The sequence below is a fragment of the Luteimonas kalidii genome, assembly GCF_029887935.1.
GTDB lineage: Bacteria > Pseudomonadota > Gammaproteobacteria > Xanthomonadales > Xanthomonadaceae > Luteimonas > Luteimonas kalidii.
On the sequence record NZ_JARXRO010000020.1, the window covers coordinates 752,031 to 776,244 of the forward strand.

Consider the following 24,214-nt stretch of genomic DNA (forward strand, 5'->3'; position numbering starts at 1 on the left):
CGAAAAGCGAGTCCCGGGCGGCAGGACACGGTGTCCCTCCGAAGCCCGAATCCTTCCGCGGACCACACGCGACGCCGTCGGCAATCGACGATCAACGAAACAGACGGCTCTCGACCTCAGGAATTTGCGCGATCGTGCTTGCTGCCGCCGCGGCAGGTCGGCGAGTCCGGAGCGCCGCCCGCCTGCGCCCATTCGCCGGGCGTGTAGGTGTGCAGGGCCAGGGCGTGGATCTCCTGCATCAGCGGGCCGAGCGTGCGGTAGACCGTCTGGTGGCGCTGCACGGGGCGCTTGCCGTCGAACGTATCACTGACGATCACCACCTTGTAGTGCGTTTCCAGCCCGCGGCTGTGCATGTGGCTTTCGTCAAGCACGTCGAGGCGCGATGGCGAAAGGGCCTGCAGGGCGTCGCGGAGGCGGTCTGCTTTGGTGGACATGGGCCGATGATACTCGCCGTGCCGTCGAGGTGCCGTGCCGGTGCGCCCCGATGGCGCACCACTGCGTTGCATTCAGCCGCTGGCCCGGGTCCGCGCCAGTGCGAGGCGCAGCAGGCGCGCCTCGATGCGAGCGCCGATGCCGCGCGGCGCCGCCAGGTCCATGCGTGCCAGCGCCTCATCGTCAGCGGCGGCGTCCCGGTAAGCCAGCGCGGCGGCGACCGTCTCCAGCTTGCCGCGGCGCGATCCCGTGCGTGCCTGCAGCCACGCGAGCGCGCGCACCAGGCGCTGCTCGACCTCCGCGAAATCGCTGCCGAGCGGATAGTCGGGCAGGGTGCCGTCGCGGCGGAACGGCGCCAGCGTGTCCGCGAGGCGCTCGCGGGTATGCGCCGACCACGCCGCAGGCATCGCGAAGTCCCCACGCAGCTTGCGCTCGCGCCGCGCCGTATCGAGCAGCTGTGACGCGAACCGGGCATCGGTGATCCCGGCCATCGCGATCACGCAGTCCTCGTCGGGCTGGCCGCGCAGGTCGGCGATGCCGTACTCGGTGATGTACAGGTCGCGCAGGTGGCGCGGGATGGTGGTGTGGCCGTAGTTCCAGCGGATATTGGATTCGGCTTCGCCGCCGCTCTCGCGCGTAGCGCGCAGCAGCAGGGCCGAACGCCCGCCGGGCAGGGCGTGCGCCATCGCCACGAAGTTGTACTGGCCGCCGACGCCCGACACCACGCGCCCGTCCTCCAGCCCGTCGGAGACCGCCGCGCCGAGCGCGGTGGCCATCATGCAGGTGTTGAAGAAGCGCCCGTCGCGGCGCTGGAGGCGCTCCAGGCCCTCGTCGAGGCCGTAGAGTTCGTTCACCTCGCTGACGCGCTTCATCCCGATGCCGCGCCGGGTGGCATCGTCCAGTCCGTGCAGCCAGTCGTAGAACGCCTGCGAGCCGAGATAGAACGCGCCGTGCAGGAACTGGCCGTCGCGCTCGAGCAGCTCCAGGTCGAGCGGACTGGCGCTGCCGTCGTTCACGCGCTGCATCAGTGACGCCTTGTCCACCACCTTGCGCCGCAGGACGCCCGCCTCCACCAGCCGGCGGAAACCCTCGTTGATCATCTCGCTGCAGCCGTACAGGCCCTGCTCGAACGGCTCCAGCCCGCCGCTCGCTTTCACGGCCGGATGAGCTTCGAGCGTCGGATCCAGCGCGTGCAGCACGCGCCGGTAGGCGGCATTGTCGACATGCCGCAGCGCCAGCGCATGGCACAGCGCGTCGGCGAGCGCGCCGATGCCGATCTGCAGCGTGCCACCGTCGCGGACCAGCGCACTGGCGTACAGGCCGATCGCGTGCTCGGCATCGCCCACCGGCTGGCGCGGCAACGCGAACAGCTTCGGATGCGGGCCCGGTGGCGCGATCACCAGGTCGAACCAGTCCGCGTCCACCACCGCCGTGCCGTCGAGCCAGGGCAGGTGCGGATCGATCTCGGCCACCAGCAGCGGGCGCGGGTGACCCGCGGCGACGATGGCGTCGACCGCATCGAAGGTCAGGTCGGTGTTGGACGAGAGCGACAGCCGCGAGACGTCGTCGTTCGCGGCGACCTTCTGCACGATGCAGTTGACCCCGCGGTCGGCGAGTGCGCGCGCCACATGCGTGTAGTTGAGGCTGGCGTAGCGCCGTTGCGCCTGCGCCGAGCCGAGCATCGCGCCCGACTGGAGGTAGAACTCTTCCACCGATACGTGCGCCGGCAGCGCGTCGCGCCGCAGGGCATCGACATAGGCCAGGCGCGGGAAGCCGGCGCCGAACTGGCGCTCGGCGAACGGCGCCATGAACCGCCGCGCCAGCCCGGGCGGCGCGCGTGGCGGGTCGAGCGAGAGCGCGGTGTACAGCGTCATCGGCCGCGCGGGATCGGCCGCGACACGTTCGTACAGCGCGTTCAGCAGGCGATGCGGCTTCCCAAGGCCCAGCGGCGCACCGATGTGCAGCGCTGGCGGAAGACGCTGCAGCATCGCAGCGACAGCCTCGTCGAGGTCCTCGAGCCGCAGGGTCATCGGGCCGCTCCCGTCATTGATCGAGCATGTCCGGCCGGAACAGGCGGCGCCGGGACACTTCCCGGCCGGACACCATGAAGCGCCCTTCGCCACGGTAATGGATCGTGCGCGGCAGCTTCGGCGCCGGTGCCGCGCGTGCGGCGGTCACGCGCCAGACGAAGAGCGGATAGTCGCGGGTGATTCGGGTCTCGTGGAGCGTACATTCGAGGGTCGCATGGCACTGCGCGATGCCCGGCGCGGCCACCTGCCGCGACGGCGAGGCGGTCAGCCCGAAGCGCTCGAACTTGTCGCCCTCGCGGCTGGAGCAGTTGCCGATGCCGACCACGGTGTCGAGCAGGGCCTCCGTCGGCAGGTTGAGCGTGCATTCGCGGCTGCGGCGCGCCAGCGCATGGCTGCGGTTGGCGTCCCAGAGGTAGGTGCCGACCAGGTCGTAGCCCAGCATCATGTGCCAGCCCAGGGTCATGATCGCGCGCTCGTCCTTCCACCGGGTGCACAGCAGCAGCACCGGCCCGGGTTCGAGGTAGCGGCGGACGCGCTCGACCGGAAAGGACCGCTTGCGGACGACGCTGACGATGGGTTTCGCGCGACTCACGGCCGGCAGCATGCCCCGCGGCGTGCGAACGTGGCGTCACGCCAGCACATGCACGGCGTCGGCCAGGCGGCGCACGTCATCCTGGGTGTGGCTGACGTAGACCATCGGCAGCCGCACCTCGTCGCGCACCTTCCGCAGCCATGGGATCAGTTCCTCGCGCCGAGCCTGGTCCAGCGCCGACAGGGGCTCGTCGAACAGCAGGATCGCGGGCTGGGACAGCAAGGCGCGCCCGATCGCCACCCGCTGCGCCTCGCCGCCGGACAGGTGCTCCGGGCGACGCGCCAGCAGCTCACCGATGCCGAGCAGCGCGACCACCGCTTCGAGTTCGAACGTGGCCGCGCTCCCGCGCGCGCCATGGCGACCGTAGAGCAGGTTCGCGCGCACGTCGCGATCGGGGAACAGGCGCGGTTCCTGGAACACATAGCCGATGCGGCGGCGGTGGGTGGGCACCGCGATGCGCGCAGCGCTGTCGAACAGCGTGCGGCCGTCGATCGTGATCCGCCCGCGCGTCGGCCGGACCAGTCCCGCGATGGCATTGAGCACCGAGGTCTTCCCGGCGCCCGAGGGGCCGGTGAGCGCCAGCACGCGCGCGTCCTCGACGATGCGCACGTCGCGCTCGAACCGGCCGAGCCGAAGCTGGATGTCGATGTCCAGCATCAGTCGCGCGCTCCGCGGCGCTGGCGCCGCACCAGCCACTCCGAAGCCATCAACGCGGCCAGCGAGATCGCCAGCGCCACCAGTGCAAGCCGCCAGATGCCGGCCTCGCCGCCGGGGGCCTGCATCAGGCCGTAGATGGCGGACGAGAGCGTGCGCGTCTCGCCGGGGATGCTGGAGACGAAGGTGATCGTGGCGCCGAATTCGCCCAGCGCCTTGGCGAAGGCCAGCACGCCTCCGGCGACGATGCCGGGCCAGGCCAGCGGCAGGGTGACGGTGAAGAACACGCGGAGCGGGGGGGCTCCCAGCGTGGCGGCCGCCTGTTCCAGGCGCCGGTCCACCGATTCGATCGACAACCGGACCGCGCGCACCATCAGGGGAAAGCCCATGATCGCGCTCGCCAGCGCCGCGCCGGTCCAGCGGAACGCGAGCGTGATGCCGAACTGTTCCGAGAAGATCCGGCCGATCGTGCCATTGTGGCCGAACGCCACCAGCAGCGCGTAACCCACCACCACCGGCGGCAACACCAGCGGCAGATGCACCAGCGCATCGAGCAGCGACTTGCCGAAGAAGCGCCTGCGCGCGAGCAGCCACGCCACCGCGACCCCGAACGGCAGGCTGGCCAGCGCCGCGGCGACTGCAACCTTCACGCTGAGCGCGATCGCGGTGGTTTCCTCTGGCGTGAACACGCGCGGCCGTCCTCAGCGCACGATGAAGCCGTGGCGGCGGAAGACCGCGCCGGCCTCCGGGGACTGCAGCCAGTGCACGAATGCGTTCGCCTGCGGATGTCCGCTGGCGTGCACGGTCGCCGCCGGATACACGATGTCGGGGTGCGAGCCTGCGGGAAACGTCGCCAGCACCCGCACCCTCGGCTCGGCCCGCGCGTCGCTGGCATAGACCACGCCCAGCGGCGCCTCGCCGCGCGCGACCAGCAGCAGTGCCGCGCGCACGTTGTCCGACTCGGCCACGCGCGGGCGCAGCTGCTCCCACGCTCCGAGCGAATCCAGCGCGGCCTTCGCGTACCTGCCGGCCGGCACGCTGTCGGTCAACGCCAGTGCAAGCCGGCCTTCTTCGCCGAGCAGCGGACGCAGGTCGGAACCCGGCGACAGGGTGAACGCCCGGGCATCGCCGTCATTCGGCGCGACCAGCACCAGCGTGTTGCCGAGCAGGTCGATGCGCGTGGCCGGATCGATCAGCGCACGCGCCTGCAGCCAGTCCATCCACTCGCTGTCGGCGCTGACGAAGACGTCGGCGGGCGCGCGCTGTTCGATCTGGCGCGCCAGCGCGGAACTGCCGGCATACGACACCTGCACCGCCTGGCCGCTGCGCGACCGGAACGCTGAGGCGGCACCGTCCATCGCTTCCTGGAGGCTGGCGGCCGCGAACACGACCAGGGGCGGCGATGGCGGATCCACGCCCGCGGCAGGCGCGTCGCCGCGACTGCACGCAGCCAGGACGAGGGCCAGCACGGTGGCGGCCACCACCCGCCGCGCCATCGACTGCGTGCCGCGAGTCGCCGGTCCGCGGCTCATGGCGCCACCACGACGGTGAGCGCGTCGAGCCGGGACAGGGCCCTTGCCGCGCGCGTGTCGCCGGGGACCAGCAGCTGGAGCGGTCCGGTGTCCGGATCCAGCGCCTTGCCGTCGCAGCGGTCCACCACGAAGGCGGCACGGCCGCCGGTGTCCGGATCGAGTTCGGCCAGCGAGAACAGCGAACGATCGCCGTCGCGCGCGTCGGCAAGCACGTAGCGCAACAGGTGCGCGCGGTCGAGTCGTTCCTCCGGCACGGCGCCGGTGGCCCGCAGCAGCGTGATCAGGGCAACGCCTTCGCAGCGCAGCGTGGCGTCGTGCACGCGCGCGTTCACGGACTCGCGCGGCAGGCCGGCCAGCACGTTCGCGTCGAGCTGCACGGAAACAGGTGAGGCGATCTGCGTCGGTCCGGGCAACGAGGCCCGCAGCGCGGGATCCTGCGGCTGCGGCCCCGCGATGGCGGACTGCCATGCCAGGGCCGCCGATGCGAGGACCGCGAGGCGCGGCCGGTGCGGATGGAGACGTCGAGCCATACCGGATCCGGTGCGGAGGGTGACGGGCCGCACTATAGCGGTCGCGGCAACGGCGCCCGGCCGGCGGGCATGGCTTTTCCGGCGAAGCGTCGATCGATCGTCCGGCCTCTGGGGACGCCATCGTGGGTGTCGCGTCCCACGCCAGGCTCCAGGCGCCCGCGCGACGGAGCCGGCGTAAAGTGCGGGATCCACGAAGGAGGCCTGCCGTGCGCAACCCATCCACGTCTCACCATGCAGGGCATGCCTTCTGCCTGCTCGCCGCAGCCCTGCTGGCCGGATGCGCCACATCGGCTCGCGCGCCGGCCGATTACGCAGTGTCCGATGCCCCGGTCTCGATCGCGGTGCCCGGCCTGCGGTCGCCGCGCCCGGGCCTGCTGACGGCCGGTCAGCCGGACGCCATCGCCTGGCCCGCGCTGGCGGCCGATGGCGTGGTCATGGTGATCAATCTCCGGCCCCCGTCGGAGGTGCCGGAGCGCGACCTGCGCGCCGAGGTCGGCGCGGCGGGACTCGCCTACCATGCGATCCCGATCGCGGGTGCGGCCGACCTGACCGAGTCCAATGCGCGCGAGCTCTGGCGCCTCGTGCACGAGGCGCCCGGCACCGTGCTGGTGCACTGCTCCACGGCCAACCGCGCCGGCGCGCTGCTGGCGCTTGGTGCCGCCGACGCCGGCGACATGTCGCCGACGGACGCATTCGCCTTCGGTCGCTCGGCCGGACTCACGCATCCCGCCCTGGACGCGCATGTGCGGGAACGCCTCGGCATCGCACCGGAACCGGCGGACGACTGAGGCGTGCAGCCCGCGCGGGCGCCGCTGCGCGGGTGGACCGTCGCGATCGGCCAAGGATGCGCGGATCGCTGCGTGCGTCGCGTCGCCAGCAGGCGTTCGCTTGCGGGGGTATGACGCGGCCGCAGGTGCGGGCCAGGTTGTGCGAAGCGCGCGGGTCGGATTTTTCCTACGCGCAGTGGCGGTGCCGCCCGATGGTCGAGGCCCGCCGTCGCAGGCACGCTGTGTCCGCCCCGGCAGCGCGCGAGGACGATGGATCGACGCTGCACGGATGCCGGTCGCGACCGACAGGATCGCCGGTCGTGCCGGGGCACCTGTCTTTCCGAGGTGTCCGTGCATGGTTCGCGAACTGGTCGAGATCGAGGCTGCCGGCGACGGCTGGCTGGTACGCAGCGGCGTGACCTGCCTGGTCTGCGTGACCAAGCTGCAGGCGATCGAGCGCGCGCACGCCCTGGCCGAACGGCGCTACGCCGAGACCGGCTGCCCGACCGGCGTCCGTGTCCCGGTGGCGGGCGAGGTGCGGCTGATCGTGGGCACCTGCGGCTGACGCGAGCGCCCGCCTGCCGCGCGGCCGCAGGGCGTCTTCCTCAGCTCTGGCGGCCAGCAGGTCTCGCCCGGTCCGGAAGGATCGTCGCGGCGATGTCGCGTGCCTGCTCGCGCAGTTCGGGAATGGCGATGCTCTCCCACAGCTCGCCGATGCGCAGCGCGCCGATCACGAACAGGCGCGGATCCGGACGCCCACGGGCGTCGATCACGTGGCCGTCGACGGTACTCGCCAGGCCGATGCCCAGCGGGCCGGGCAGCACGATGCCGCGTGCGCGCAACGCCTGCAGCAGTCCGCCGGGATGCAGGTCGACATTGGTCTCCACGCCGGTGGCGTTGACGATCCAGTCGGCATGGCGCATGTGCTCGCGCGCGTGGTGGCGCGGCCGGTAGTGGATGCAGCTGCCGCCGGCGGGATCGGCGGTGATGGCGCGCAGGCGTCCGGCGACGATCTCCAGCCGGCCTTCGGCACGCAACGCGTCGAGCGCCGCCGCGGCCTCGGGTGCGATGCGGTGGCGGTGGATGTCCCAGTAGCGCACCGCATGACGCAGGAACCGGCGGCGCTCGACCGCGTCCAGCGAGCGCCACAGGCGCTGGCCGTGCGGGCGCAGCCGGTCCAGGCTCCACTGCCACGGCTCGCCCGCGGCCACCGCCGCCCCGATGCGCCGACGGAGCAGGCGCCAGCGTGCGAGCACCCCGAGCGGCAGCAGGTCCTCCACGCCTGGATCGTCGTGCGGTCCCGGCGCCACGTGCGGCAGCGGCGCCAGACCGTGCCGCGATAGCACCAGGATGCGGCCGCGGTGTCCGCCTGCAGCGAGCGTGAGCACGGCATCGACCATGCTCAGCCCCGATCCGAGGATGCACACGTCGGCCGCGGCGGGAATGGCGGCGACGTCCCCGTCGCTCCAGGCTTCGGCCACGCACACCCCGGCATGCAGCAGGTAGGCCGGCAGCGGGCGCGGCGCGTTTCCGATCGCAAGCACCACGTGCGCGGCCGAAATCGACCCGCCGTTCCCGAGCTGCACGCGGTAGCCGCCTTCGAACCGTTCGATGTCGGTCGCAGGCGCCCGCAGGTGCGCCACGGCTGCGCTTCCCGGCAGCGAGGCCAGGGTGTCGCGCAGGTAGCGCGCGTAGTCGCGGCGCGGCATGAAGCGTGCGCACAGTCCGGCCGCGGCTCCAGCCCCGTCGCGCTCCAGAAACTGCAGGAAGTGCCCGGGCTGCTCCGCGATCGCGCTCATGCGGGAGGCGACCACGTTGAGCAGGTGCGCCGGCTGCCCGGTCGCGTAGGCGGCGCCGCGCGCCAGTTCGGCATCGGGTTCGACGATCGCGATGCGCGGGGCGGTCGCACCCCGCATCAGCAGCCGGATCGCGACCAGCACGCCGGCCGCGCCGCCGCCGACGATCACCGCGTCGTAGCTGCCCTCATCGGGTCCGGGGTCTGGCGTCATGCATGCAGGCAGCCGGGCACATGCGCGGCATTGTCGCATCCGCATCGTCGCCGCAGACGCCGACCGGTCGCTGAACCGGGGCCTGTTTATCGTCCGGATGCCAGCGCGGCGGGCGCATCATGCAGCCATTGGAGCCACGCGGAGCGACGACGATGACGACCCGATCGACCATGGCCACGCTGCTCGCGGCGCTGTTGCTGGCGGGATGCGCGTCCGACACGGGTCTGCGCGATGCCGAGCGGCTCGCGCTGTACCAGGCCCATGCCGGCGAACCGGTGACCGCCTTCAGCTACTTCGGCAGCCTCAACGGCTGGACTCCGCTGGGCGATCGCGCGCTTGCGGTGTGGACGCGCCCGTCCGAGGCCTGGCTGCTGGAACTGTCGGGCCCGTGCCAGGACCTGGCGTTCACGCCGACAATCGGACTGACCAGCCAGATGAACCGGGTCCACGCGCGCTTCGACAAAGTGATCGTGGGCAGCGGCGGCGGGATCCGGATTCCCTGCCACATCGGCCAGATCCGTCCGCTCGACGTCAAGGCCTTGCGCGCGTCCGAGCGCGACCTGCGCGAAGCGCGCGTGCAGGAGCGCGAAGCGCAGGACGCCACGCCCTGACGGACCGCGTTCGTACGGCGTTCGCTGCCTCATCGGGCATGGGTGCGCGTCGCCTGTCCGGACGACGCGGTGCGACGGATTCGTGTAGCCCGGATAAGGCCGCAGCCGCATCCGGGTTCTCCGGAAGGTTTCGCCCGACGGAGATCGATAGCTCCCGGGTGCGCTCCGCTTACCCGGGCTACGCGGTCCGACTGATGTGCATCATCCGGCCGAGGCCGCCGGCCACGACGTGCATGCGCGGCCGGCTCAGGACTCGCCGTCGCGCGGCACGTAGCCGGCGGGTTTCTCCGCACCGCCTCCGAACAGGAACTTCTGCATCTCGGCCTCGAGGAAGGCGCGGTGCTGGGGATCGAGCGGCGAAAGGCGGTTCTCGTTGATCAGCATGGTCTGGTGCGCCAGCCACGCCGCCCAGGCCGGCTTGCCGATGTCGGCGTACACGCGCTTGCCCAGCTCGCCGGGCCAGGGGACGAAATCCAGTCCTTCGGCGTCGCGTTGTTCGTAGTGGCAGAAGACGATGCGGGACATGGCGGCGTTGTTCCGGTGGGACCGGTCGCCATTGTAGGAGTGTCGTGGCCGGCGACGCGCGGCTTTGCCGCCACGGCTCTCGACGGGTCCGGCGCCGCTACGCCCGCAGCACGCGTTCGAGCAGGCTGCGCACCGGCGCCGGGATTCCCAATGCGGGCAGGTCCGCGCGCGCGACCCAGCGCAGGTCACCATCGTCGCGGACCGCCGCGCCCAGCGACACGCCATGCCAGGCCAGCGGCCGCAGCGTCAGGCGGTAGTGGGTGAAGGCGTGCGCGATCGGCTCGAGCGCTTCCGCGTCGTCGTATCCGGTGCCGACATGGCGGCTGAACCAGTCGCGTGCGCCCTCGCGGTCGGCATGCTCTGGCAGCGACCACAGCGCGGCCCAGATGCCGGTGGGCGGACGGCGCAGCAGCAGGACGCGATCCTCCGCGTCGCGCAGCAGCAGCGCCAGCGCCTCGCGCTCGGGCAGCGGCTTGCCGGGCCGCGGCGTGGGCAATTCGCCGACGCGCCCGGTGCGCAACGCGGTGCATTCGTCCTGCAGCGGGCACAGCACGCATGCAGGATCGTGCCGCGTGCACAGGGTCGCGCCGAAATCCATCTGCGCCTGGGTGTAATCGGCCATGCGGCCCTCGGGCACCCCGGCCAGGTGCGCGTCGGCGACCGCCCACAGGCGCTTTTCCACGGCAGGGGTGCCCGGCCAGCCGTCCACCGCGTGCACGCGGCACAGCACGCGCTTGACGTTGCCGTCCAGGATCGCGATCCGGTCGCCCCAGGCCTGCGAGAGGATTGCGCCGGCGGTGCTGCGGCCGATCCCCGGCAGCGCGAGCAGCGCGTCGAAGTCGCGCGGCACTTCGCCGCCGTGGCGCTCCACGCACAGGCGCGCCGCGGCGTGCAGGTTGCGGGCGCGTGCGTAGTAGCCCAGCCCCGACCAAAGCGCCAGCACCTGGTCCAGCGGAGCGGCGGAGAGCGCGCGCACGTCGGGCAGGGCGTCGACGAAGCGTTCGAAGTAGGGCAGCGCCACACGCACCTGGGTCTGCTGCAGCATGATCTCCGACAGCCACACGCGATAGGGCGTGCGCGGATGCTGCCAGGGCAGGTCGTGGCGTCCTGCCACGTCGAACCAGCGCAGCACCCGGGTGGCGAAGCGGTCGTCCGGTGCCCTCATGGCGCGGGGGCCGCCGTGGCGGGCGGATCGTCCTCGAACTCGAGCACGACGCCCTCGAGTTCGGCGCCCGAGACCTCGATGCGCGCGGCCTGCAGACGTCCCTGCAGCGGAGGCAGCGGCGAATCGCGCGTGGGCGCGGTGCCCCAGGCGACCAGCGCGGGAACGTCGAGGCGGCCGTCGAAGCGCAGGTCGTCGCGCGCGGCGCGCAGCGACAGCGGCGCGGACAGGTCCGGCGCGCCGCGATAGGCCAAGGCGAGATCCAGCGGCACGCGCGACGCGCCCAGCGGCGGCGGCAGCGTCGGCCATTCCGACGGCCAGCGCGCGATCCGACCCTCTGCCTCGAACAGCAACCGCTGGCCGTACGCGATGCGGCCACGCGCGTCGAGCGAAGGCACCAGGCCTTCGCCGCGCAACGCGATTCCGGCCGGCACGAGCGTCCAGGCGCCCGCATGCGAACGCAGCGGAGCGTGCAGGCCGAGCGCGAACGGCGCCACGGTGTCGCCGGCGAACAGGCGTGCGCTCGCGCCGAATCGCGCGGGCAGCAGGCGCAGACCGTCCTCCCAGTGCAGCGCGCCGGACAGCAGGATCCAGGCCGGCACACGCCAGCCGTCGCCCTCCGGCGCGACGGGGCCGGCCAGCGCGAAACCGCGGCCGCTTGCGGGACGCACCAGGCTCGCCGCGAGCGCGAACGGTGCGCGCCGCGACGCATCGACGTAGCGGCCCGAGACCTGCGCACGCAGTGGCCGCTCGGGATGCAGTCGCGGCAGCGCCAGGCGCAGCGCTTCCACGTGCCAGCCGTCGCCGTCGATGCGGCCCCCGGTCACCTGCAGTCCGTCGCTGACGATCGGCAGGCGGCCCGCGCCGGGCGGCCGCGTCGCGAGCCAGTGCTGCAGCGCCGGGAGATCGAGCACCGCACCATCGAGTTCCACGCGCGCGAGTTCGAGCGGATCTCCGAGCGCGCGGATGGTGCGCCAGGGCAGCGCCACCAGCACCCGGCGCGCCTGCAGCAGCGGACGTGCGGCGCCCGGCTCGCGCGCGACCAGATTGCGGACCACGAAGCTCGGTCGCGCGCCGAAGCGCGAAGCGGCGTCGCCGTCGGCGCTGATCTCCAGGCCGATCGATGCGCCGACCCGCGCGAGCACCAGCGGCACGATGCGCTCCGGGGGAAACGCCAGCGCGAGCACCAGCCACAGCAGCAACCCGAGCGCGAGCGGAACCGCGCACAGCGCCAGCGCGATCCGGGCCCAGCGCGGGCGCGCCCGCGGCGTCGCCGCCTGCGCGCGGCCGGCGTTCACCCGCCGAGGCGTTCGGGCAGCAACGCGTCGACGAAGGCTTCGGCGTCGAACACGCGCAGGTCCTCGGGCCGTTCGCCGATGCCGGCGAAGCGGATCGGGATGCCGAACTCGCGCGCGAGCGCGAACACCACGCCGCCCTTGGCGGTGCCGTCGAGCTTGGTCACCACCAGTCCGGTCACGTTCACCGCGGCGTGGAACTGGCGCAGCTGCGACAGCGCGTTCTGCCCCGTGGTGCCGTCGATCACCATCAGCACTTCGTGCGGCGCGGACGGGTCGAGCTTGCCGAGCACGCGGCGGATCTTGCCCAGCTCGGCCATCAGGCCCTGCTGGGTGTGCAGGCGACCGGCGGTGTCGGCGATCAGCACGCCGGTGCCGCGCGACTTCGCCGCCTGCAGCGCATCGAACGCGACCGAGGCGGGATCGGCGTCCTGTCCCTGCGCGATCACCGCCACCCCGTTGCGCTCGCCCCAGGCCTGCAGCTGCGCTACCGCTGCGGCGCGGAATGTGTCGCCAGCGGCCAGCATCAGCGCGTGGCCTTCGTCCTTGAAGCGACGTGCGAGCTTGCCGATGGTGGTGGTCTTGCCGACGCCGTTCACGCCCACGGTCAGGATCACGAAGGGCTTCGCGCCGGTATCGACCTGCAGCGGCCTGGCGATCGGGCGCAGCATCGCGATCAGGTCCTCGCGCAGCGCGGCGAGCAACGCGTTGGCGTCGGCGAATTCGCGCGCCTTCATCCGCCTGCGCAGGTCCTCGACCAGTTGCGTGGTGGCCGCCACGCCGACGTCGGCGGTGAGCAGCGCGGTCTCGATCTCGTCGAGCAGGTCGTCGTCGAGCTTCGGGTTGCGCGAGAATAGGCCGCCGACGCCGCGCGCGAAGGCACTGCCGCGCAGGCGGTCGCGCCAGCCGCGCTTGCCTTCGGCGGCGGGTGGCGCCTGGGCGCCGGAACCGTCCACCTCATCGACAGCGGGGATCGACGGCGGGTTCGCAACCGGGACGGGCGCCGGTGCCACGGGCGGCACCGCTGGTGTGGACGCGGGCGCAGGCGAGGGCGGCACGACCGGTGCGGACGTGGGCTGCGCCTGCACGGGCGCGGCCCGCTGCTCCGGCGCTGCGGGTGTGGGAGCGGGCACAGGCACAGACACAGACACAGACGGTGCTGGCGTGGCGGCAGTGGGTGCGGACGCAGGCGCAGGCGCAACAGGCGCGTCGACAACAGAGGCGCGTACATGCGTCTGGGATGCGGATGGAGTCGCTTCCGGAGTCGCCGGTACGTCCGGCTTCGCGCCGGACGGCTGGCCAGCGGGCGAGGATGCCGGCATGTCCGCGTCTACGTCCGCGGACGGCGTCGGCTCGGTGGGCGCGGCGTCGGGGAATGCCGCCGCCAGCTCCTCGATGCTGAAGCCGCCCCTGCGCTCGGCCGCGCGTCCGTCCTCCCGCTCGCCGGTGGCGTCGGAGCCGGGCTTCTTGCGGCCGAACAGTCGGATCATCGGGCGACGTGCGGACCGGTGGGGGGAGGTCCGAAGGCCGCACATGCTACCACCGGCCCCCCGCCGGCCCGTGACCCCGGGCCCTTGTGCAGACGCGCCCGGATGCGGTTCCATCCCCTGTTTTCGCCGTCCGCAGGTGCGCCCGATGTCCCTCCGCCTCACGCTTTCGATCGCTGCCGTCCTGGCGCTGCCACCGCACCTCGTCTACGCGCAGACCGCGAGCCAGCCGATGCCTGCGACCGCCGTGGAGCCGGCCGCAGGCGCGTCGGCGAGCGCGGCAGACCTGGCGTTGCGCGCGCTGTACGAGCGCGAATGGGCGTGGCGCCAGCAGGAGTTCGCGCGGGAGAAGATCGACGGCCGCTGGCAGGCCTCCTCTCGGCTGCCGTCGGTCGCGCCCGACGACTGGGAACGCCGCGCCGCGTACTGGACGCAGGTGCTCGAGGCGCTGGACGCCATCGACCCGGCGCAGCTCTCGCCGGCCGAACGCGTGAACGCTGCCGTGTTCCGCGCGATGGTCGAGGCCGACCACAGCGCCGCCACGTGGCGCACCTGGGAAGCGCCGTTCAACAGCGATTCGTTCTTCTGGAGCTATTTCAATCCGAACCAGCCCTACGCACGCGAAGCCGACTGGGACCGGCTGCTGGGCCGGCTGCGCGACCTGCCGGGCTACTTCGACCAGCAGATCGCGAACATGGAACGCGGGCTCGAGCGCGGCTGGAGCGTGCCGCGCGCGAGCATCGAGGGCCGCGACCGCACGCTCGAACCCTACACCCGCACCGACGCGGGCAATCCCTTCCTCGCCACTTTCGACGCGATCCCGGCGTCGGTCCCGGAGCCGCGCCGCAGCCAGCTGCGCGAGGAGGGGCGGCGACTCGTGCTCGAACGGCTGGTGCCGGCGTACACCACGCTGCTCGCCTTCCTGCGCGAGGAGTACCTGCCGCGCACGCGCACCACGATCGCGGCCAGCGAGCTGCCCGAGGGGCGCGCGTTCTACCGCAGCCAGATCCGCGAGTACGTCACCCGCGACATGGACCCGCGCGAGATCCACGCCATCGGCCTGGCCGAGGTCGAACGCATCTCGGCCGAGATGCGCGAGGTGATGGCGCGCGCCGGCTTCGAGGGCAGCTTCGAGGAGTTCCTGCAGTTCCTGCGCACCGACCCGCAGTTCTACGCGCGCAGCTCGCGCGAACTGCTGGCGAACGCGTCCTACGTGGCCAAGAAGGTCGACGGCCAGCTCAAGCACGCGTTCAACATCCTGCCGCGTTACCGCTTCACCATCATCCCGGTGCCCGACGACATCGCGCCGATCTACACCTCCGGCCGCGGCGGACTGGACGCCTGCCTGTTCAATACCTACGACCTGCCGTCGCGCCCGCTGTACAACCTGCCCGCGCTGGTGGTGCACGAATGCGCGCCCGGGCACAGCTTCCAGGCGGCGCTGGCGCTGGAGGCGCCGGCGCGCCCGGACTTCCGCCAGCAGACGTATTTCTCCGGCTACGGCGAGGGCTGGGGCCTGTATACGGAATGGCTCGGCACCTCGATGGGCATCTACGAGACGCCTTACGAGGACTTCGGCCGCCTGACCTTCGAGATGTGGCGCGCGGCGCGGCTGGTGATCGACACCGGCCTGCACGAGTACGGCTGGAGCCGCGAGCAGGCGATCGACTATCTCGCCAGCCATACCGCGCTCGCCCGGCACGACGTGGTCACCGAGGTCGACCGCTACATTTCCTGGCCCGGCCAGGCGCTGTCGTATTACCTGGGCTATCGCACCCTGCGCGACCTGCGCGCGGAAGCCGAGCGCGAGCTGGGTCCGCGCTTCGACCAGCGCCCGTTCCACGACACCGTCCTCGCACTGGGCTCGGTGCCGCTGCCGGTGCTCGAATCGGAAGTGCGCGCGTTCATCGCAGCGCAGAAGGCCGCGCCAGCGCCATGACGCGCGCGGCCGGCAGCGTGCGCATCATCGGCGGGCGCTGGCGGGGCATGCGCCTGCCGGTGGCCGACGCGCACGGGCTGCGGCCGACGTCCGACCGCACCCGCGAAACGCTGTTCAACTGGCTGCAGCCGGTGATCCCCGGCGCGCGGGTGCTGGACCTGTTCGCCGGCAGCGGCGCACTCGGCTTCGAGGCGCTCTCGCGGGGTGCGCGCGAGGCGCTGCTGGTCGAGCGGGATCCCCGCGTGTGCGAGGCGCTGCGCGAGGCCGCAACACGCCTGCCGGGCGGCGAGGCGGCGACCGTCATACAGGCCGACGCGATCGCCTTCCTGCACGCGCCACTGCAGGGTCGGTTCGACGTCGTGTTCGTCGATCCGCCGTTCGATGCGGATCTGTGGGACGCGGCGCTCGGCCAGCTCGACGCCTGGACGGCCGAACGCGCGTGGCTGTACGTCGAGGCTTCGCTGCAGCGCAACATCGCGCCGCCTGCCGGATGGCGCCTGCATCGCGAAGGGCGCACGCGCGAGACCCGGCACGCGCTGTACCGGCGCGGCGACTGATCCTGCGCCTGCCGCGCTGCTACACTCCGCCCGATCCCGGACACCGACTGCGCCACTGCCCAAGCCATGAGCCAGGCCCGCAACCGTATCGCGGTCTATCCCGGTACCTTCGATCCGATCACCAACGGCCACATCGATCTCGTCGATCGCGCTGCGCCGCTGTTCGAACGACTGGTGCTCGGCGTCGCCGCGAGCCCGTCGAAGCGTCCCACGCTGCCGCTGGAGCTGCGCGTCCGGCTGGCGCGCGAAGCGCTGGCGCGGCATCCCAACGTGGAAGTACAGGGCTTCGATTCGCTGCTGGCGCACTTCGTGCGCGACGTGGGCGGCGGCATCCTGCTGCGCGGCCTGCGCGCGGTGTCCGACTTCGAGTACGAGTTCCAGATGGCGAGCATGAACCGGCACCTCATCCCGGAGGTGGAGACCCTGTTCCTGACGCCGGCCGAGCAGTACGGCTTCATTTCCTCGTCGCTGGTCCGCGAGATCTCGCGGCTGGGCGGCGACGTGTCCGGTTTCGTCCCGGCCGCCGTGGCCGAAGCCCTGCAGGCCGAGTGGCGTAGCGACGCCGGCTGATATCGTCCACCCCACACATCTACCCTCGGAGTACCGCGATGAAACTCATGAACACCCTGGCGCTGACCGCCTGCCTGGTGCTGCTGCTGGCGGCGTGCAAGAAGGAAGAGGCCGCTCCTGTCGAGGCGGCGGCCGTCCCGGTCCCCACGACCGACGACAAGGCCGCCTGGCAGACCTACCTGAGCGACCAGGTGCCGCGCCACATGGAGGGCATCACCGCCCAGCCCTACGTGTACCGCGTGCCGGCCAACGAGAACCCGAACGATCCCGAGGAATACAACCGCCTGCTCGACAAGGCCAAGATGGACGTGGCCCGCGGCATCGTGAAGGGCAACATCCTGACCTACGCGGGGCTGAACCCGACCAAGACCGCGGACCTGATGGTGGCGGCGTTCGGGGAAGTCACCCCGAACACGATGAAGGGCGTGCGCGTGGTCTACATCGGTGACCAGGCCAACAACGACCGCGTCCGGGCTGCGGTCGAGCCGGCCGGCGTGGAATACGTCTTCGTCGACGCCAAGTGACGTGATGACCCACGCCCGCGCAGCGGGCGTGGGTGTCGGAACGGCATCTCCGCACGGGCGGGATCGAGCATTCCGAAGTGGGGCGCCAGCGCCCGGCGCGGGCGCTGGACCGCCCCGGCACCGCGTACCGCGGACCGCCGGCGGCCTGCGTTCCGCGCATGGAACGGGTCTCGTGCGGCGCAGCGCTTACAATGCGCGCATGTCCCTGAAGATCAACGAGCTCTGCGTCAACTGCGACGTGTGCGAGCCGGTCTGCCCGAACCGCGCCATCGCGCAGGGCGAAACGATCTACGTCATCGATCCGGCCCTGTGCACCGAGTGCGTCGGCCATTTCGACGAACCCCAGTGCGTGGTCGTCTGCCCGGTCGAGTGCATCGATCCGGATCCCGACCATCCGGAAACCGAACCGCAGCTGCTCGCCAAGCTGCGCCGCCTGCAGCAGGAGTCCGCATGACCCGACCGCTCGCCGCCCTCCTGTTCGCCTGCCTGCTGGTCGTCGCGCCGCTGTCCGCGCGCGACACCGCGCCCGACGCCCGCCCGCCCGGCGCCGCGATCGCCTCCGCGCACGCACTCGCCACCGAAGCCGGCTTCGAGACCCTGCGCGCCGGCGGCAACGCCTTCGATGCCGCGGTCGCCGTCTCCGCCGTGCTGTCGGTGGTCGAGCCGATCTCGTCGGGTCTCGGCGGCGGCGGCTTCTTCCTGCTGCACGAGGCGAAGACCGGCAGGGACGTGTTCGTCGATGCGCGCGAGATGTCGCCGGCGGCCGCGACCCAGGCGCGCTACCTCACCGCCGACGGCGAGTTCGACCGCGACCGCGCGGTCAACGGCCCCTGGGCGGCGGGCATCCCCGGCCTGCCGGCGGCGTTCGTGCACGTGGCCGGCGAGTACGGCCGGTTGCCGCTGTCGACCTCTTTGGCGCCCGCGATCCGCATCGCGCGCGAAGGCTTTCCCGTCTACGGACGTTTTTCGCGCGGCCTCCAGCAGCGGCGCGAGGTGATGGAACGCTACCCCGGCACGCGCGCGGTGTTCCTCGCCGGCGGCGTGGCGCCGAAGGACGGCGACGTGTTCCGGCAGCCCGATCTCGCGCGCACGCTGGAACTGCTCGCGGAGAAGGGCTTCGACGGCTTCTATCGCGGCGAGGTCGGCGAGAAGCTGGTCGCGGGCGTCAATGCCGAGGGCGGGCAGTGGACCGCCGACGAACTGGCCGCCTACACGGTCAAGGAACGCGAGCCGATCCGCTTCCGCTACCGGGACTGGGACATCACCACCGCGCCGCCGCCCTCGTCCGGCGGCATCGCGCTGGCGCAGATGCTGCAGGTCCTGTCGGGCTGGGAGCTGCGCGAACTCGACGAACCGCTGCGCGTGCACCTGGTGGCCGAGTCGATGCGCCGCGCGTTCCGCGACCGCACCTTCTACCTCGGCGATCCCGATTTCGTGCGGGTGCCGCAGCGCCTGCTCACCAGTCCCGACTATGCCGCCGGCCTGCGCGCGACCATCAATCCCGCGAAGGCGACGCCGAGCGACCTGCTCTCGGGTCAGCCGACGCCGCTGGAGGACGAGGAGACCACCCACTTCTCGATCATCGACGCCGAAGGCAATCGCGCCGCCGTGACCCAGACGGTGAACCTGCTGTTCGGCTCCGGCCTCGTCCCCCCCGGCACAGGCGTGCTGCTCAACAACGAGATGGACGATTTCGCGCTCAAGCCCGGCACTCCCAACGCCTTCGGCGTGATGGGCTACGACGCCAACGCGCCGGAGCCGGGCAAGCGCATGCTCAGTTCGATGACGCCGACCTTCATGCAGTCGCCCGACCGGGTCGTGGTGCTGGGCACGCCTGGCGGCACCCGCATCATCACCATGGTGCTGCTCGGCATCCTCGGCTACGACGCCGGGCTCGACGCGCAGGCGGTCGCCGCGCTGCCGCGCTACCACCACCAGTGGATGCCGGACCGGATCGACGCCGAAAGCGGCGCCTTCACGCCGCAGGTCGCGCAGGCGCTGCGCGCGCTGGGCCACACCGTGCGCTTGCCGGGCGACGAGGCGGAGGGCGGACGCGGCTCCAGCCACGTCTGGGGCAACCTGCAGACGGTCGAATGGCGGCTGCAGGACAACACGCTCCATGGCGGCTCCGATCCGCGCAATCCCGTCGGCAGCGCGGCGGTGCAGGCGGTGGACGCGCCCCCGCGCTGAGCGCGTCGCGCACGTGGATTCGCGCCGGCGCCATTCCGTCCCACCAGGAGAGCCGCCATGAAGCTCTGGTCGATCGAAGGCAACTCGCAGCGGCTCGACGGCGGTTCGATGTTCGGCAATGCGCCGCGCGCGCTGTGGACGCGCTGGGTCGAACCCGACGCCGACAACCGTATCCGCCTGGCCACGCGCGGGCTGCTCGCCGCCCCGCTCAACGGTCGCACCGTGCTGTTCGAGGCCGGCGTCGGCGCCTTCTTCGATCCACGCATGCGCGAGCGCTTCGGTGTGGCCGAGGAAGGCCATGTGCTGCTCGATTCGCTGCGTGCGGCCGGCGTGGAGCACACCGACATCGACGTCGTGGTGCTCAGCCACCTGCATTTCGACCACGCCGGCGGGCTGCTGGCGCCCTGGCAGCGCGACACGCCGCCGCGCCTGCTGTTCCCGAACGCGACATTCGTGGTGGGCCGCCGCCACTGGCAGCGGGCCTGCCATCCGCATCCGCGCGACCGTGCCAGCTTCATCCCCGAACTCCCCGCACTGCTCGAGGGCAGCGGACGGCTCGAATTCGTCGATGGCGACCGCACGCCCGCGCTCGGCGATGCGGTGCGCTTCCACTACAGCGACGGGCACACTCCGGGCATGATGCTGGCGGAGATCCTCGGGCCCGACCTGCGCGAGGGACGGCCGCACGGCGGCGTGGTGTTCTGCGCCGACCTCGTGCCCGGGCTGCCGTGGGTGCATGTGCCGATCACCATGGGCTACGATCGCTGCGCCGAACTGCTGGTCGACGAGAAGCAGGCTTTCCTGGAGGACAAGCTGGTGCGCGATGTGCATCTGTTCCTGACCCACGACCCGGACACGTCGCTGGTACAGCTCGCGCGCGACGAGAAGGGCCGCTTCACCGCGATCCATCCGGTCGCGCGGCTGGCGGCGCGAACGCTGGGCGCGGGAGCGGCCGCATGATGCCGCGCATCACCCTGCTGATGGCCTCGCTGCACGTGCTGCTGTACGTGGCGCTGGCGCTTCGCGTGGTGCTGCACCGGCGCGCGAGCCGGATCGGGGTCGGCACCGGCGGCGACGGGACCATGGCCCTGCGCGTGCGGGTGCACGGCAATTTCGCCGAGTACGTCCCGCTGGCGCTGCTGATGCTGGCGCTGCTGGAACTCTCGGCCATGCCCGCCGCATTGCTGTGGACCTGCGGCGGGGTGCTGCTGCTGGCGCGCGTGCTGCACGCGATCGGGCTGGGCGGATCGCCGGGCTATTCGTTCGGGCGCTTCGCCGGCACGCTGCTGACCTTCCTGGTGCTGCTGGCGATGGCGCTGGCGGGCCTGTGGCGCTTCGTGGTGGTCTACACGCTCTGACGAAGGCGGGCGCGGGCCCTCAGCCCGGGCGCTGGCGCCGCGGCCTTTGCGGTGACTGCGCCTCGACCACGGTCAGGATCGCCTGCCGGAACTGCTCGCTGCAGGCGCGGAAGCCCTCCAGCAGTCGCCGCTCGACCGGATCGTCCACGAACTCCGCGTCCGCGGCCGGGATGCCCTCGCTCGGCGCCTGGGGCGCGCCGCGCCCGGTGGCGAGCCACTCGTAGGACACGCTGGTGGCCATGGCCAGCTCCGAGAGCCGCTCGGTGGACGGAAACACGCGTCCCTTGACGCTCTCCCAGTTGCCTACGGCGCTGCGGCTCACCCCGAGCGCACTGGCCAGGTCCGCCTGCGACATGCCGGCGCGCACGCGCGCGGTGCGGATGCGGGTACTCAGCTTCATCTGCGAAGGTCTCCGGAGCGGGCCACCGCCCGCCTGCCACGGTCGATGCTACAGCAATCCTGACATGTCAGAGATATTGACAACGCTTGTCCACCTTTGTTGTCAAAGTCTCGCAAGTGATTGCGGGCGAGGCATATATTTTGAACACGTCAGCAATACTGACACCGGAGACCGGGTCTGGCCCATTGCGTGTCCGGTGGACATGGGCGAGGGTTGCACCCGTGTGGTCGCGTCGGCTCCAAGGATGGACGCCATAGGAGCAATTCCGCAGGGAAACGCTGGAAGCAAGCGCAGGTTTGGTTGGGTCGACGGTTTCCGTCGGCCCAACCGGACCGGTCCCTCCCCCCGTCGGGTCCCCTCCCGACACGCGTCCGGCCCCGTCTTGCCAGCGGCGCCGGATGCACCGAGGATCGGGGCATGACGCCTCCGACTGCCTCGCCCGCAATCCGCCTCTTCTCCCTCCCGCTTTTGCTGCTCGCCGCGTTGCCGCAGATCGCGCCGGCGGCGTCCGGGCGCGATCCCGGGCAGGGGCGACCTGCCGCCCGGTTCAACCAGCTCGGTTTCCTGCCCGGCTCGGCCAAGCTCGCCGTGGTGGAAGGCGTGGATGGCGGCCGGTTCGAAGTGTTGCGCGACGACACCGGCGACGTGGTGCTGGCGGCCCCGCTGCCGCCCGCGTCGCAATGGGCTCCCGCCGGGCGTGCCGCAGCGGTGGCCGATCTCGGCGAGCTCGACGCCGGCCGCTACCGGCTGCGGGTGGACGGTGTGGAGGCACTGGACCGGCTCGTGGTCGACCCGGACGCGTACGCCCCGCTGGCCGATGCCGCGCTCAAGGGCTTCTACTACAACCGCGCGGGGACCGCGCTTGCGCCCGCGTATGCCGGTCGCTACGCGCGCGCTGCGGGCCATCCCGATACCGAGGTCGAGATCCACGCCTCGGCGGCCTCGCCGGACCGGCCGGCCGGCAGCACGATCTCCGCGCCGGGCGGCTGGTACGACGCCGGCGACTACAACAAGTACGTGGTGAATTCCGGCATCACCATGCACACGCTGCTGGCCGCCTGGGAGGACTTCCCGGCGTTCTTCCGCAGCCGCGACATCGACATCCCCGAGAGCGGCGACGCGGTGCCCGACCTGCTCGACGAGGCCTGGTGGAACCTGCGCTGGATGCTGGAGATGCAGGATCTGGCCGACGGCGGCGTCTACCACAAGCTCACCAACCTGCGGTTCGACGGCGCAGTGATGCCGGAGGCGGCGCGCGAGCGGCGCTACGTGGTGCAGAAGGGCACGGCGGCCACGCTCGACTTCGCCGCGGTGATGGCGCAGGCCGCGCGCGTGTATGGCGATTTCGAGGCGCAGTTCCCCGGGATGCCGGCGCGGATGCGCGAGGCGGCGGAGCATGCGTGGGCGTGGGCGCAGGCGCATCCTGACGTGCCGTACCGCCAGCCCGATGACGTGGTCACCGGCGCCTACGGCGACGACGGGTTCGACGACGAGTTCGCCTGGGCGGCGGCTGAGTTGTTCGTGTTGACCGGAAATGGCGACTACCTGCGCGCGTTCGAACGCCATGCGCGCGAGGCGGACGTGCCGTCCTGGGCCAGCGTCGGCGCGCTGGGCTGGGGCACGCTGGCGCGTCATCGCGACCGGCTGCCCGACGCCGCCATGCGCGCGCGGGTGGAGGCGACGATCGACGTGCTGGCCGCGCGGCTCGCCGCGCAATCCCGCGCCTCGGCCTGGCGTATCGCGATGCAGCCAGAGGACTTCGTCTGGGGCAGCAGCGCGCAGGCGCTCAACCAGGCGCTGATGCTGGTGCAGGGCTATCGCCTCTCCGGCGATCGCGGGTACCTCGACGCGGCGCAGTCGCAGCTGGACTACGTGCTGGGGCGCAATCCGCTGGGCATGTCGTTCGTGACCGGGTACGGGGTCCGTACGCCGATGCACATCCACCACCGGCCCTCGCAGGCCGACGGCATCGACGCGCCGGTGCCGGGGCTGCTGTCGGGCGGGCCGAACCCGCGCCAGCAGGATCGCGAGGAGTGCGCGCCGGCCGGCGGCTATCCGTCGACGCTGCCGGCGCTGTCGTGGCTCGACCACGACTGCAGCTACGCCAGCAACGAGATCGCGATCAACTGGAACGCGCCGCTGGTGTACGTGGCCGCGGCGATCCAGGCGCTGACGCCGCCTGAGTAGGCGACGACAGTCAGTCGAGCCGGGTGCCGAAGATGCGATCGCCGGCATCGCCCAGGCCCGGCAGGATATAGCCCTTCTCGTTGAGACGTTCGTCGATCGCGGCGGTGTACACCTCCACGTCCGGATGCGCCGCCTCGAGCGCGCGCAGGCCTTCTGGCGCGGCCACGAGGAAGATGCCCTTGATGCGGCGGGCGCCGGCGCGCTTGAGCATGTCGATGGTGGCGATCAGGGTGCCGCCGGTCGCCAGCATCGGGTCGAGGATCAGCGCATCGCGTTCGTCGAGCCGTCCGGTGAGGCGCTCGAAGTAGGGGACCGGCTGCAGGGTCTGCTCGTCGCGCTGCAGTCCGACCACGCTCACCTTCGCCGCCGGGATCAGCGCCAGGACGCCGGGCAGCATGCCCAGCCCCGCACGCAGGATCGGCACCAGGGTGATCTTGGCGCCGGCGATGCGGCGCACAGTCACCTCGCCGGCCCAGCCGGGCATGGTCGCGGTCTCGGTCTCCAGGTCGGCCGTCGCCTCGTAGGCCAGCAGGGTGCCGAGCTCGGTCACCAGTTCGCGGAAGGCCTTGGTGCTGAGCGAGGCGTCGCGCAGCAGGCCGATCTTGTGCTGGACGAGCGGGTGGCGGACTTCGACGGTCTTCATGGCGGGGGCGACGATGTGGCGTCCGGGCAGTCTGCATGAATCGGTGCATGGCGACAAAGCTGCGAAGGCCGAACCTGATGTCGCCGATGTCGCTCTGCGCTCGAGCCCGTTCTTACCGCCGTGAACCTGCAGCCGTGCTTCGGGTGGACGGCGCGCCCTGTCGACCGGGGGTCGCTCTTCCCTCGGTCGGGGCCTCCTGCCCCGACTCGGGCGCGCGCCA

General features: G+C 71.9%; 26 protein-coding genes. 12 read left to right on the plus strand and 14 right to left on the minus strand.

Annotation, left to right across the window (positions count from 1 at the left end):
- Positions 1–116 precede the first annotated feature (116 nt).
- The 7 genes from QFW81_RS16965 to QFW81_RS16995 all read right to left on the minus strand — a co-directional run bounded on the left by QFW81_RS16965 (position 117) and on the right by QFW81_RS16995 (position 5,770).
- A complete protein-coding gene (locus QFW81_RS16965) occupies positions 117–434 on the minus strand; it encodes a BolA family protein (protein WP_280580398.1) in 318 nt (105 codons plus the stop codon).
- A 72-nt stretch (positions 435–506) separates the two neighbouring features.
- Positions 507–2,462 (minus strand): acetyl-CoA hydrolase/transferase C-terminal domain-containing protein, encoded by a 1,956-nt coding sequence (locus QFW81_RS16970; protein ID WP_280580399.1) that lies wholly within the window; start codon positions 2,460–2,462, stop codon positions 507–509.
- A 13-nt stretch (positions 2,463–2,475) separates the two neighbouring features.
- Entirely contained in the window at positions 2,476–3,066 is a 591-nt protein-coding gene (locus QFW81_RS16975) for a flavin reductase family protein (RefSeq protein ID WP_425604062.1), read from the minus strand.
- Positions 3,067–3,090: 24 nt separating this feature from the next.
- Positions 3,091–3,711, minus strand: a complete 621-nt coding sequence (locus tag QFW81_RS16980; RefSeq protein ID WP_280580401.1) for an ATP-binding cassette domain-containing protein — start codon at positions 3,709–3,711, stop codon at positions 3,091–3,093.
- Positions 3,711–4,397: a molybdate ABC transporter permease subunit gene (gene modB, locus QFW81_RS16985; RefSeq protein ID WP_280580402.1), complete on the minus strand. Its 687-nt coding sequence runs from the start codon at positions 4,395–4,397 to the stop codon at positions 3,711–3,713. The genes QFW81_RS16980 and modB overlap by 1 nt, the downstream gene beginning before the upstream one ends.
- Positions 4,398–4,409: 12 nt before the next feature.
- Positions 4,410–5,204: a molybdate ABC transporter substrate-binding protein gene (modA, locus tag QFW81_RS16990; protein ID WP_425604075.1), complete on the minus strand. Its 795-nt coding sequence runs from the start codon at positions 5,202–5,204 to the stop codon at positions 4,410–4,412.
- A gap of 32 nt (positions 5,205–5,236) precedes the next feature.
- Complete coding sequence (locus tag QFW81_RS16995) at positions 5,237–5,770, minus strand: hypothetical protein (RefSeq protein WP_280580404.1); 534 nt, start codon at positions 5,768–5,770, stop codon at positions 5,237–5,239.
- 314 nt (positions 5,771–6,084) lie between these two features.
- On the opposite strand from QFW81_RS16995, the gene QFW81_RS17000 reads away from it, so the two are divergent.
- Both QFW81_RS17000 and QFW81_RS17005 read left to right on the plus strand, forming a co-directional pair.
- Entirely contained in the window at positions 6,085–6,558 is a 474-nt protein-coding gene (locus tag QFW81_RS17000; protein WP_280580405.1) for a protein tyrosine phosphatase family protein, read from the plus strand.
- Between the two features lie 334 nt (positions 6,559–6,892).
- Positions 6,893–7,102: a hypothetical protein gene (locus QFW81_RS17005; protein ID WP_280580406.1), complete on the plus strand. Its 210-nt coding sequence runs from the start codon at positions 6,893–6,895 to the stop codon at positions 7,100–7,102.
- A gap of 40 nt (positions 7,103–7,142) precedes the next feature.
- Here the strand turns inward: QFW81_RS17005 and QFW81_RS17010 are convergent, their stop codons facing one another.
- Positions 7,143–8,546, minus strand: a complete 1,404-nt coding sequence (locus tag QFW81_RS17010; protein WP_280580407.1) for an FAD/NAD(P)-binding protein — start codon at positions 8,544–8,546, stop codon at positions 7,143–7,145.
- Positions 8,547–8,698: 152 nt separating this feature from the next.
- Between QFW81_RS17010 and QFW81_RS17015 the strand changes: the two genes are divergently transcribed.
- Positions 8,699–9,157 carry a DUF6491 family protein gene (locus tag QFW81_RS17015; RefSeq protein WP_425604063.1) on the plus strand — a complete coding sequence of 153 codons (459 nt, stop codon included), beginning with the start codon at positions 8,699–8,701 and terminating at the stop codon, positions 9,155–9,157.
- A 246-nt stretch (positions 9,158–9,403) separates the two neighbouring features.
- Here QFW81_RS17015 and QFW81_RS17020 read toward each other — a convergent pair whose 3' ends face one another.
- From QFW81_RS17020 to ftsY, 4 genes are all read right to left on the minus strand, one after another.
- Complete coding sequence (locus QFW81_RS17020) at positions 9,404–9,682, minus strand: oxidative damage protection protein (protein ID WP_280580408.1); 279 nt, start codon at positions 9,680–9,682, stop codon at positions 9,404–9,406.
- Positions 9,683–9,779: 97 nt separating this feature from the next.
- Positions 9,780–10,847, minus strand: coding sequence for an A/G-specific adenine glycosylase (gene mutY / locus QFW81_RS17025; RefSeq protein ID WP_280580409.1), 1,068 nt, complete (start codon positions 10,845–10,847; stop codon positions 9,780–9,782).
- Positions 10,844–12,142: an AsmA family protein gene (locus QFW81_RS17030; protein WP_280580410.1), complete on the minus strand. Its 1,299-nt coding sequence runs from the start codon at positions 12,140–12,142 to the stop codon at positions 10,844–10,846. Before QFW81_RS17030 ends, mutY begins: the two co-directional genes overlap by 4 nt.
- Positions 12,139–13,629, minus strand: coding sequence for a signal recognition particle-docking protein FtsY (gene ftsY / locus QFW81_RS17035; RefSeq protein ID WP_280580411.1), 1,491 nt, complete (start codon positions 13,627–13,629; stop codon positions 12,139–12,141). Before ftsY ends, QFW81_RS17030 begins: the two co-directional genes overlap by 4 nt.
- 145 nt (positions 13,630–13,774) lie before the next feature.
- On the opposite strand from ftsY, the gene QFW81_RS17040 reads away from it, so the two are divergent.
- From QFW81_RS17040 to QFW81_RS17075, 8 genes are all read left to right on the plus strand, one after another.
- On the plus strand, positions 13,775–15,565 hold the full coding sequence (locus tag QFW81_RS17040; protein WP_280580412.1) for a DUF885 domain-containing protein: 1,791 nt from the start codon (positions 13,775–13,777) through the stop codon (positions 15,563–15,565).
- The gene (rsmD, locus tag QFW81_RS17045; RefSeq protein WP_280580413.1) at positions 15,562–16,122 is read left to right on the plus strand and encodes a 16S rRNA (guanine(966)-N(2))-methyltransferase RsmD; all 561 of its coding nucleotides are present in this window, start codon (positions 15,562–15,564) and stop codon (positions 16,120–16,122) included. Before QFW81_RS17040 ends, rsmD begins: the two co-directional genes overlap by 4 nt.
- Positions 16,123–16,188: 66 nt before the next feature.
- Complete coding sequence (gene coaD / locus QFW81_RS17050; protein ID WP_280580414.1) at positions 16,189–16,692, plus strand: pantetheine-phosphate adenylyltransferase; 504 nt, start codon at positions 16,189–16,191, stop codon at positions 16,690–16,692.
- A 38-nt stretch (positions 16,693–16,730) separates the two neighbouring features.
- Entirely contained in the window at positions 16,731–17,216 is a 486-nt protein-coding gene (locus QFW81_RS17055) for a hypothetical protein (protein WP_280580415.1), read from the plus strand.
- A gap of 199 nt (positions 17,217–17,415) precedes the next feature.
- Entirely contained in the window at positions 17,416–17,670 is a 255-nt protein-coding gene (locus tag QFW81_RS17060; RefSeq protein WP_280580416.1) for a YfhL family 4Fe-4S dicluster ferredoxin, read from the plus strand.
- On the plus strand, positions 17,667–19,406 hold the full coding sequence (gene ggt, locus QFW81_RS17065; RefSeq protein ID WP_331488093.1) for a gamma-glutamyltransferase: 1,740 nt from the start codon (positions 17,667–17,669) through the stop codon (positions 19,404–19,406). Before QFW81_RS17060 ends, ggt begins: the two co-directional genes overlap by 4 nt.
- Positions 19,407–19,463: 57 nt before the next feature.
- Positions 19,464–20,366: an MBL fold metallo-hydrolase gene (locus QFW81_RS17070; RefSeq protein ID WP_280580417.1), complete on the plus strand. Its 903-nt coding sequence runs from the start codon at positions 19,464–19,466 to the stop codon at positions 20,364–20,366.
- Positions 20,363–20,764: an MAPEG family protein gene (locus QFW81_RS17075; RefSeq protein ID WP_280580418.1), complete on the plus strand. Its 402-nt coding sequence runs from the start codon at positions 20,363–20,365 to the stop codon at positions 20,762–20,764. Before QFW81_RS17070 ends, QFW81_RS17075 begins: the two co-directional genes overlap by 4 nt.
- A 19-nt stretch (positions 20,765–20,783) precedes the next feature.
- Here the strand turns inward: QFW81_RS17075 and QFW81_RS17080 are convergent, their stop codons facing one another.
- Positions 20,784–21,164: a helix-turn-helix transcriptional regulator gene (locus QFW81_RS17080; RefSeq protein ID WP_280580419.1), complete on the minus strand. Its 381-nt coding sequence runs from the start codon at positions 21,162–21,164 to the stop codon at positions 20,784–20,786.
- Positions 21,165–21,581: 417 nt separating this feature from the next.
- On the opposite strand from QFW81_RS17080, the gene QFW81_RS17085 reads away from it, so the two are divergent.
- Positions 21,582–23,351: a glycoside hydrolase family 9 protein gene (locus QFW81_RS17085; RefSeq protein WP_280580420.1), complete on the plus strand. Its 1,770-nt coding sequence runs from the start codon at positions 21,582–21,584 to the stop codon at positions 23,349–23,351.
- 10 nt (positions 23,352–23,361) lie between these two features.
- Here QFW81_RS17085 and upp read toward each other — a convergent pair whose 3' ends face one another.
- Positions 23,362–23,994: a uracil phosphoribosyltransferase gene (upp, locus tag QFW81_RS17090; RefSeq protein WP_280580421.1), complete on the minus strand. Its 633-nt coding sequence runs from the start codon at positions 23,992–23,994 to the stop codon at positions 23,362–23,364.
- Between the last annotated feature and the right edge of the window lie 220 nt (positions 23,995–24,214).

Coding starts and splice junctions, on each gene's coding strand:
- QFW81_RS17020 (WP_280580408.1), bottom strand. CDS start 9,682: ATGTCCCGCATCGTCTTCTGCCACTACGAACAACGCGACGCCGAAGGA.
- coaD (WP_280580414.1), top strand. CDS start 16,189: ATGAGCCAGGCCCGCAACCGTATCGCGGTCTATCCCGGTACCTTCGAT.
- QFW81_RS17040 (WP_280580412.1), top strand. CDS start 13,775: ATGTCCCTCCGCCTCACGCTTTCGATCGCTGCCGTCCTGGCGCTGCCA.
- QFW81_RS16995 (WP_280580404.1), bottom strand. CDS start 5,770: ATGGCTCGACGTCTCCATCCGCACCGGCCGCGCCTCGCGGTCCTCGCA.
- modA (WP_425604075.1), bottom strand. CDS start 5,204: ATGGCGCGGCGGGTGGTGGCCGCCACCGTGCTGGCCCTCGTCCTGGCT.
- ftsY (WP_280580411.1), bottom strand. CDS start 13,629: ATGATCCGACTGTTCGGCCGCAAGAAGCCCGGCTCCGACGCCACCGGC.
- mutY (WP_280580409.1), bottom strand. CDS start 10,847: ATGAGGGCACCGGACGACCGCTTCGCCACCCGGGTGCTGCGCTGGTTC.
- QFW81_RS17010 (WP_280580407.1), bottom strand. CDS start 8,546: ATGACGCCAGACCCCGGACCCGATGAGGGCAGCTACGACGCGGTGATC.
- QFW81_RS16970 (WP_280580399.1), bottom strand. CDS start 2,462: ATGACCCTGCGGCTCGAGGACCTCGACGAGGCTGTCGCTGCGATGCTG.
- QFW81_RS16980 (WP_280580401.1), bottom strand. CDS start 3,711: ATGCTGGACATCGACATCCAGCTTCGGCTCGGCCGGTTCGAGCGCGAC.
- QFW81_RS17060 (WP_280580416.1), top strand. CDS start 17,416: ATGTCCCTGAAGATCAACGAGCTCTGCGTCAACTGCGACGTGTGCGAG.
- QFW81_RS16965 (WP_280580398.1), bottom strand. CDS start 434: ATGTCCACCAAAGCAGACCGCCTCCGCGACGCCCTGCAGGCCCTTTCG.
- rsmD (WP_280580413.1), top strand. CDS start 15,562: ATGACGCGCGCGGCCGGCAGCGTGCGCATCATCGGCGGGCGCTGGCGG.
- QFW81_RS17070 (WP_280580417.1), top strand. CDS start 19,464: ATGAAGCTCTGGTCGATCGAAGGCAACTCGCAGCGGCTCGACGGCGGT.
- QFW81_RS17085 (WP_280580420.1), top strand. CDS start 21,582: ATGACGCCTCCGACTGCCTCGCCCGCAATCCGCCTCTTCTCCCTCCCG.
- upp (WP_280580421.1), bottom strand. CDS start 23,994: ATGAAGACCGTCGAAGTCCGCCACCCGCTCGTCCAGCACAAGATCGGC.
- QFW81_RS17075 (WP_280580418.1), top strand. CDS start 20,363: ATGATGCCGCGCATCACCCTGCTGATGGCCTCGCTGCACGTGCTGCTG.
- QFW81_RS16975 (WP_425604062.1), bottom strand. CDS start 3,066: ATGCTGCCGGCCGTGAGTCGCGCGAAACCCATCGTCAGCGTCGTCCGC.
- QFW81_RS17015 (WP_425604063.1), top strand. CDS start 8,699: ATGACGACCCGATCGACCATGGCCACGCTGCTCGCGGCGCTGTTGCTG.
- QFW81_RS17005 (WP_280580406.1), top strand. CDS start 6,893: ATGGTTCGCGAACTGGTCGAGATCGAGGCTGCCGGCGACGGCTGGCTG.
- QFW81_RS17080 (WP_280580419.1), bottom strand. CDS start 21,164: ATGAAGCTGAGTACCCGCATCCGCACCGCGCGCGTGCGCGCCGGCATG.
- ggt (WP_331488093.1), top strand. CDS start 17,667: ATGACCCGACCGCTCGCCGCCCTCCTGTTCGCCTGCCTGCTGGTCGTC.
- QFW81_RS17055 (WP_280580415.1), top strand. CDS start 16,731: ATGAAACTCATGAACACCCTGGCGCTGACCGCCTGCCTGGTGCTGCTG.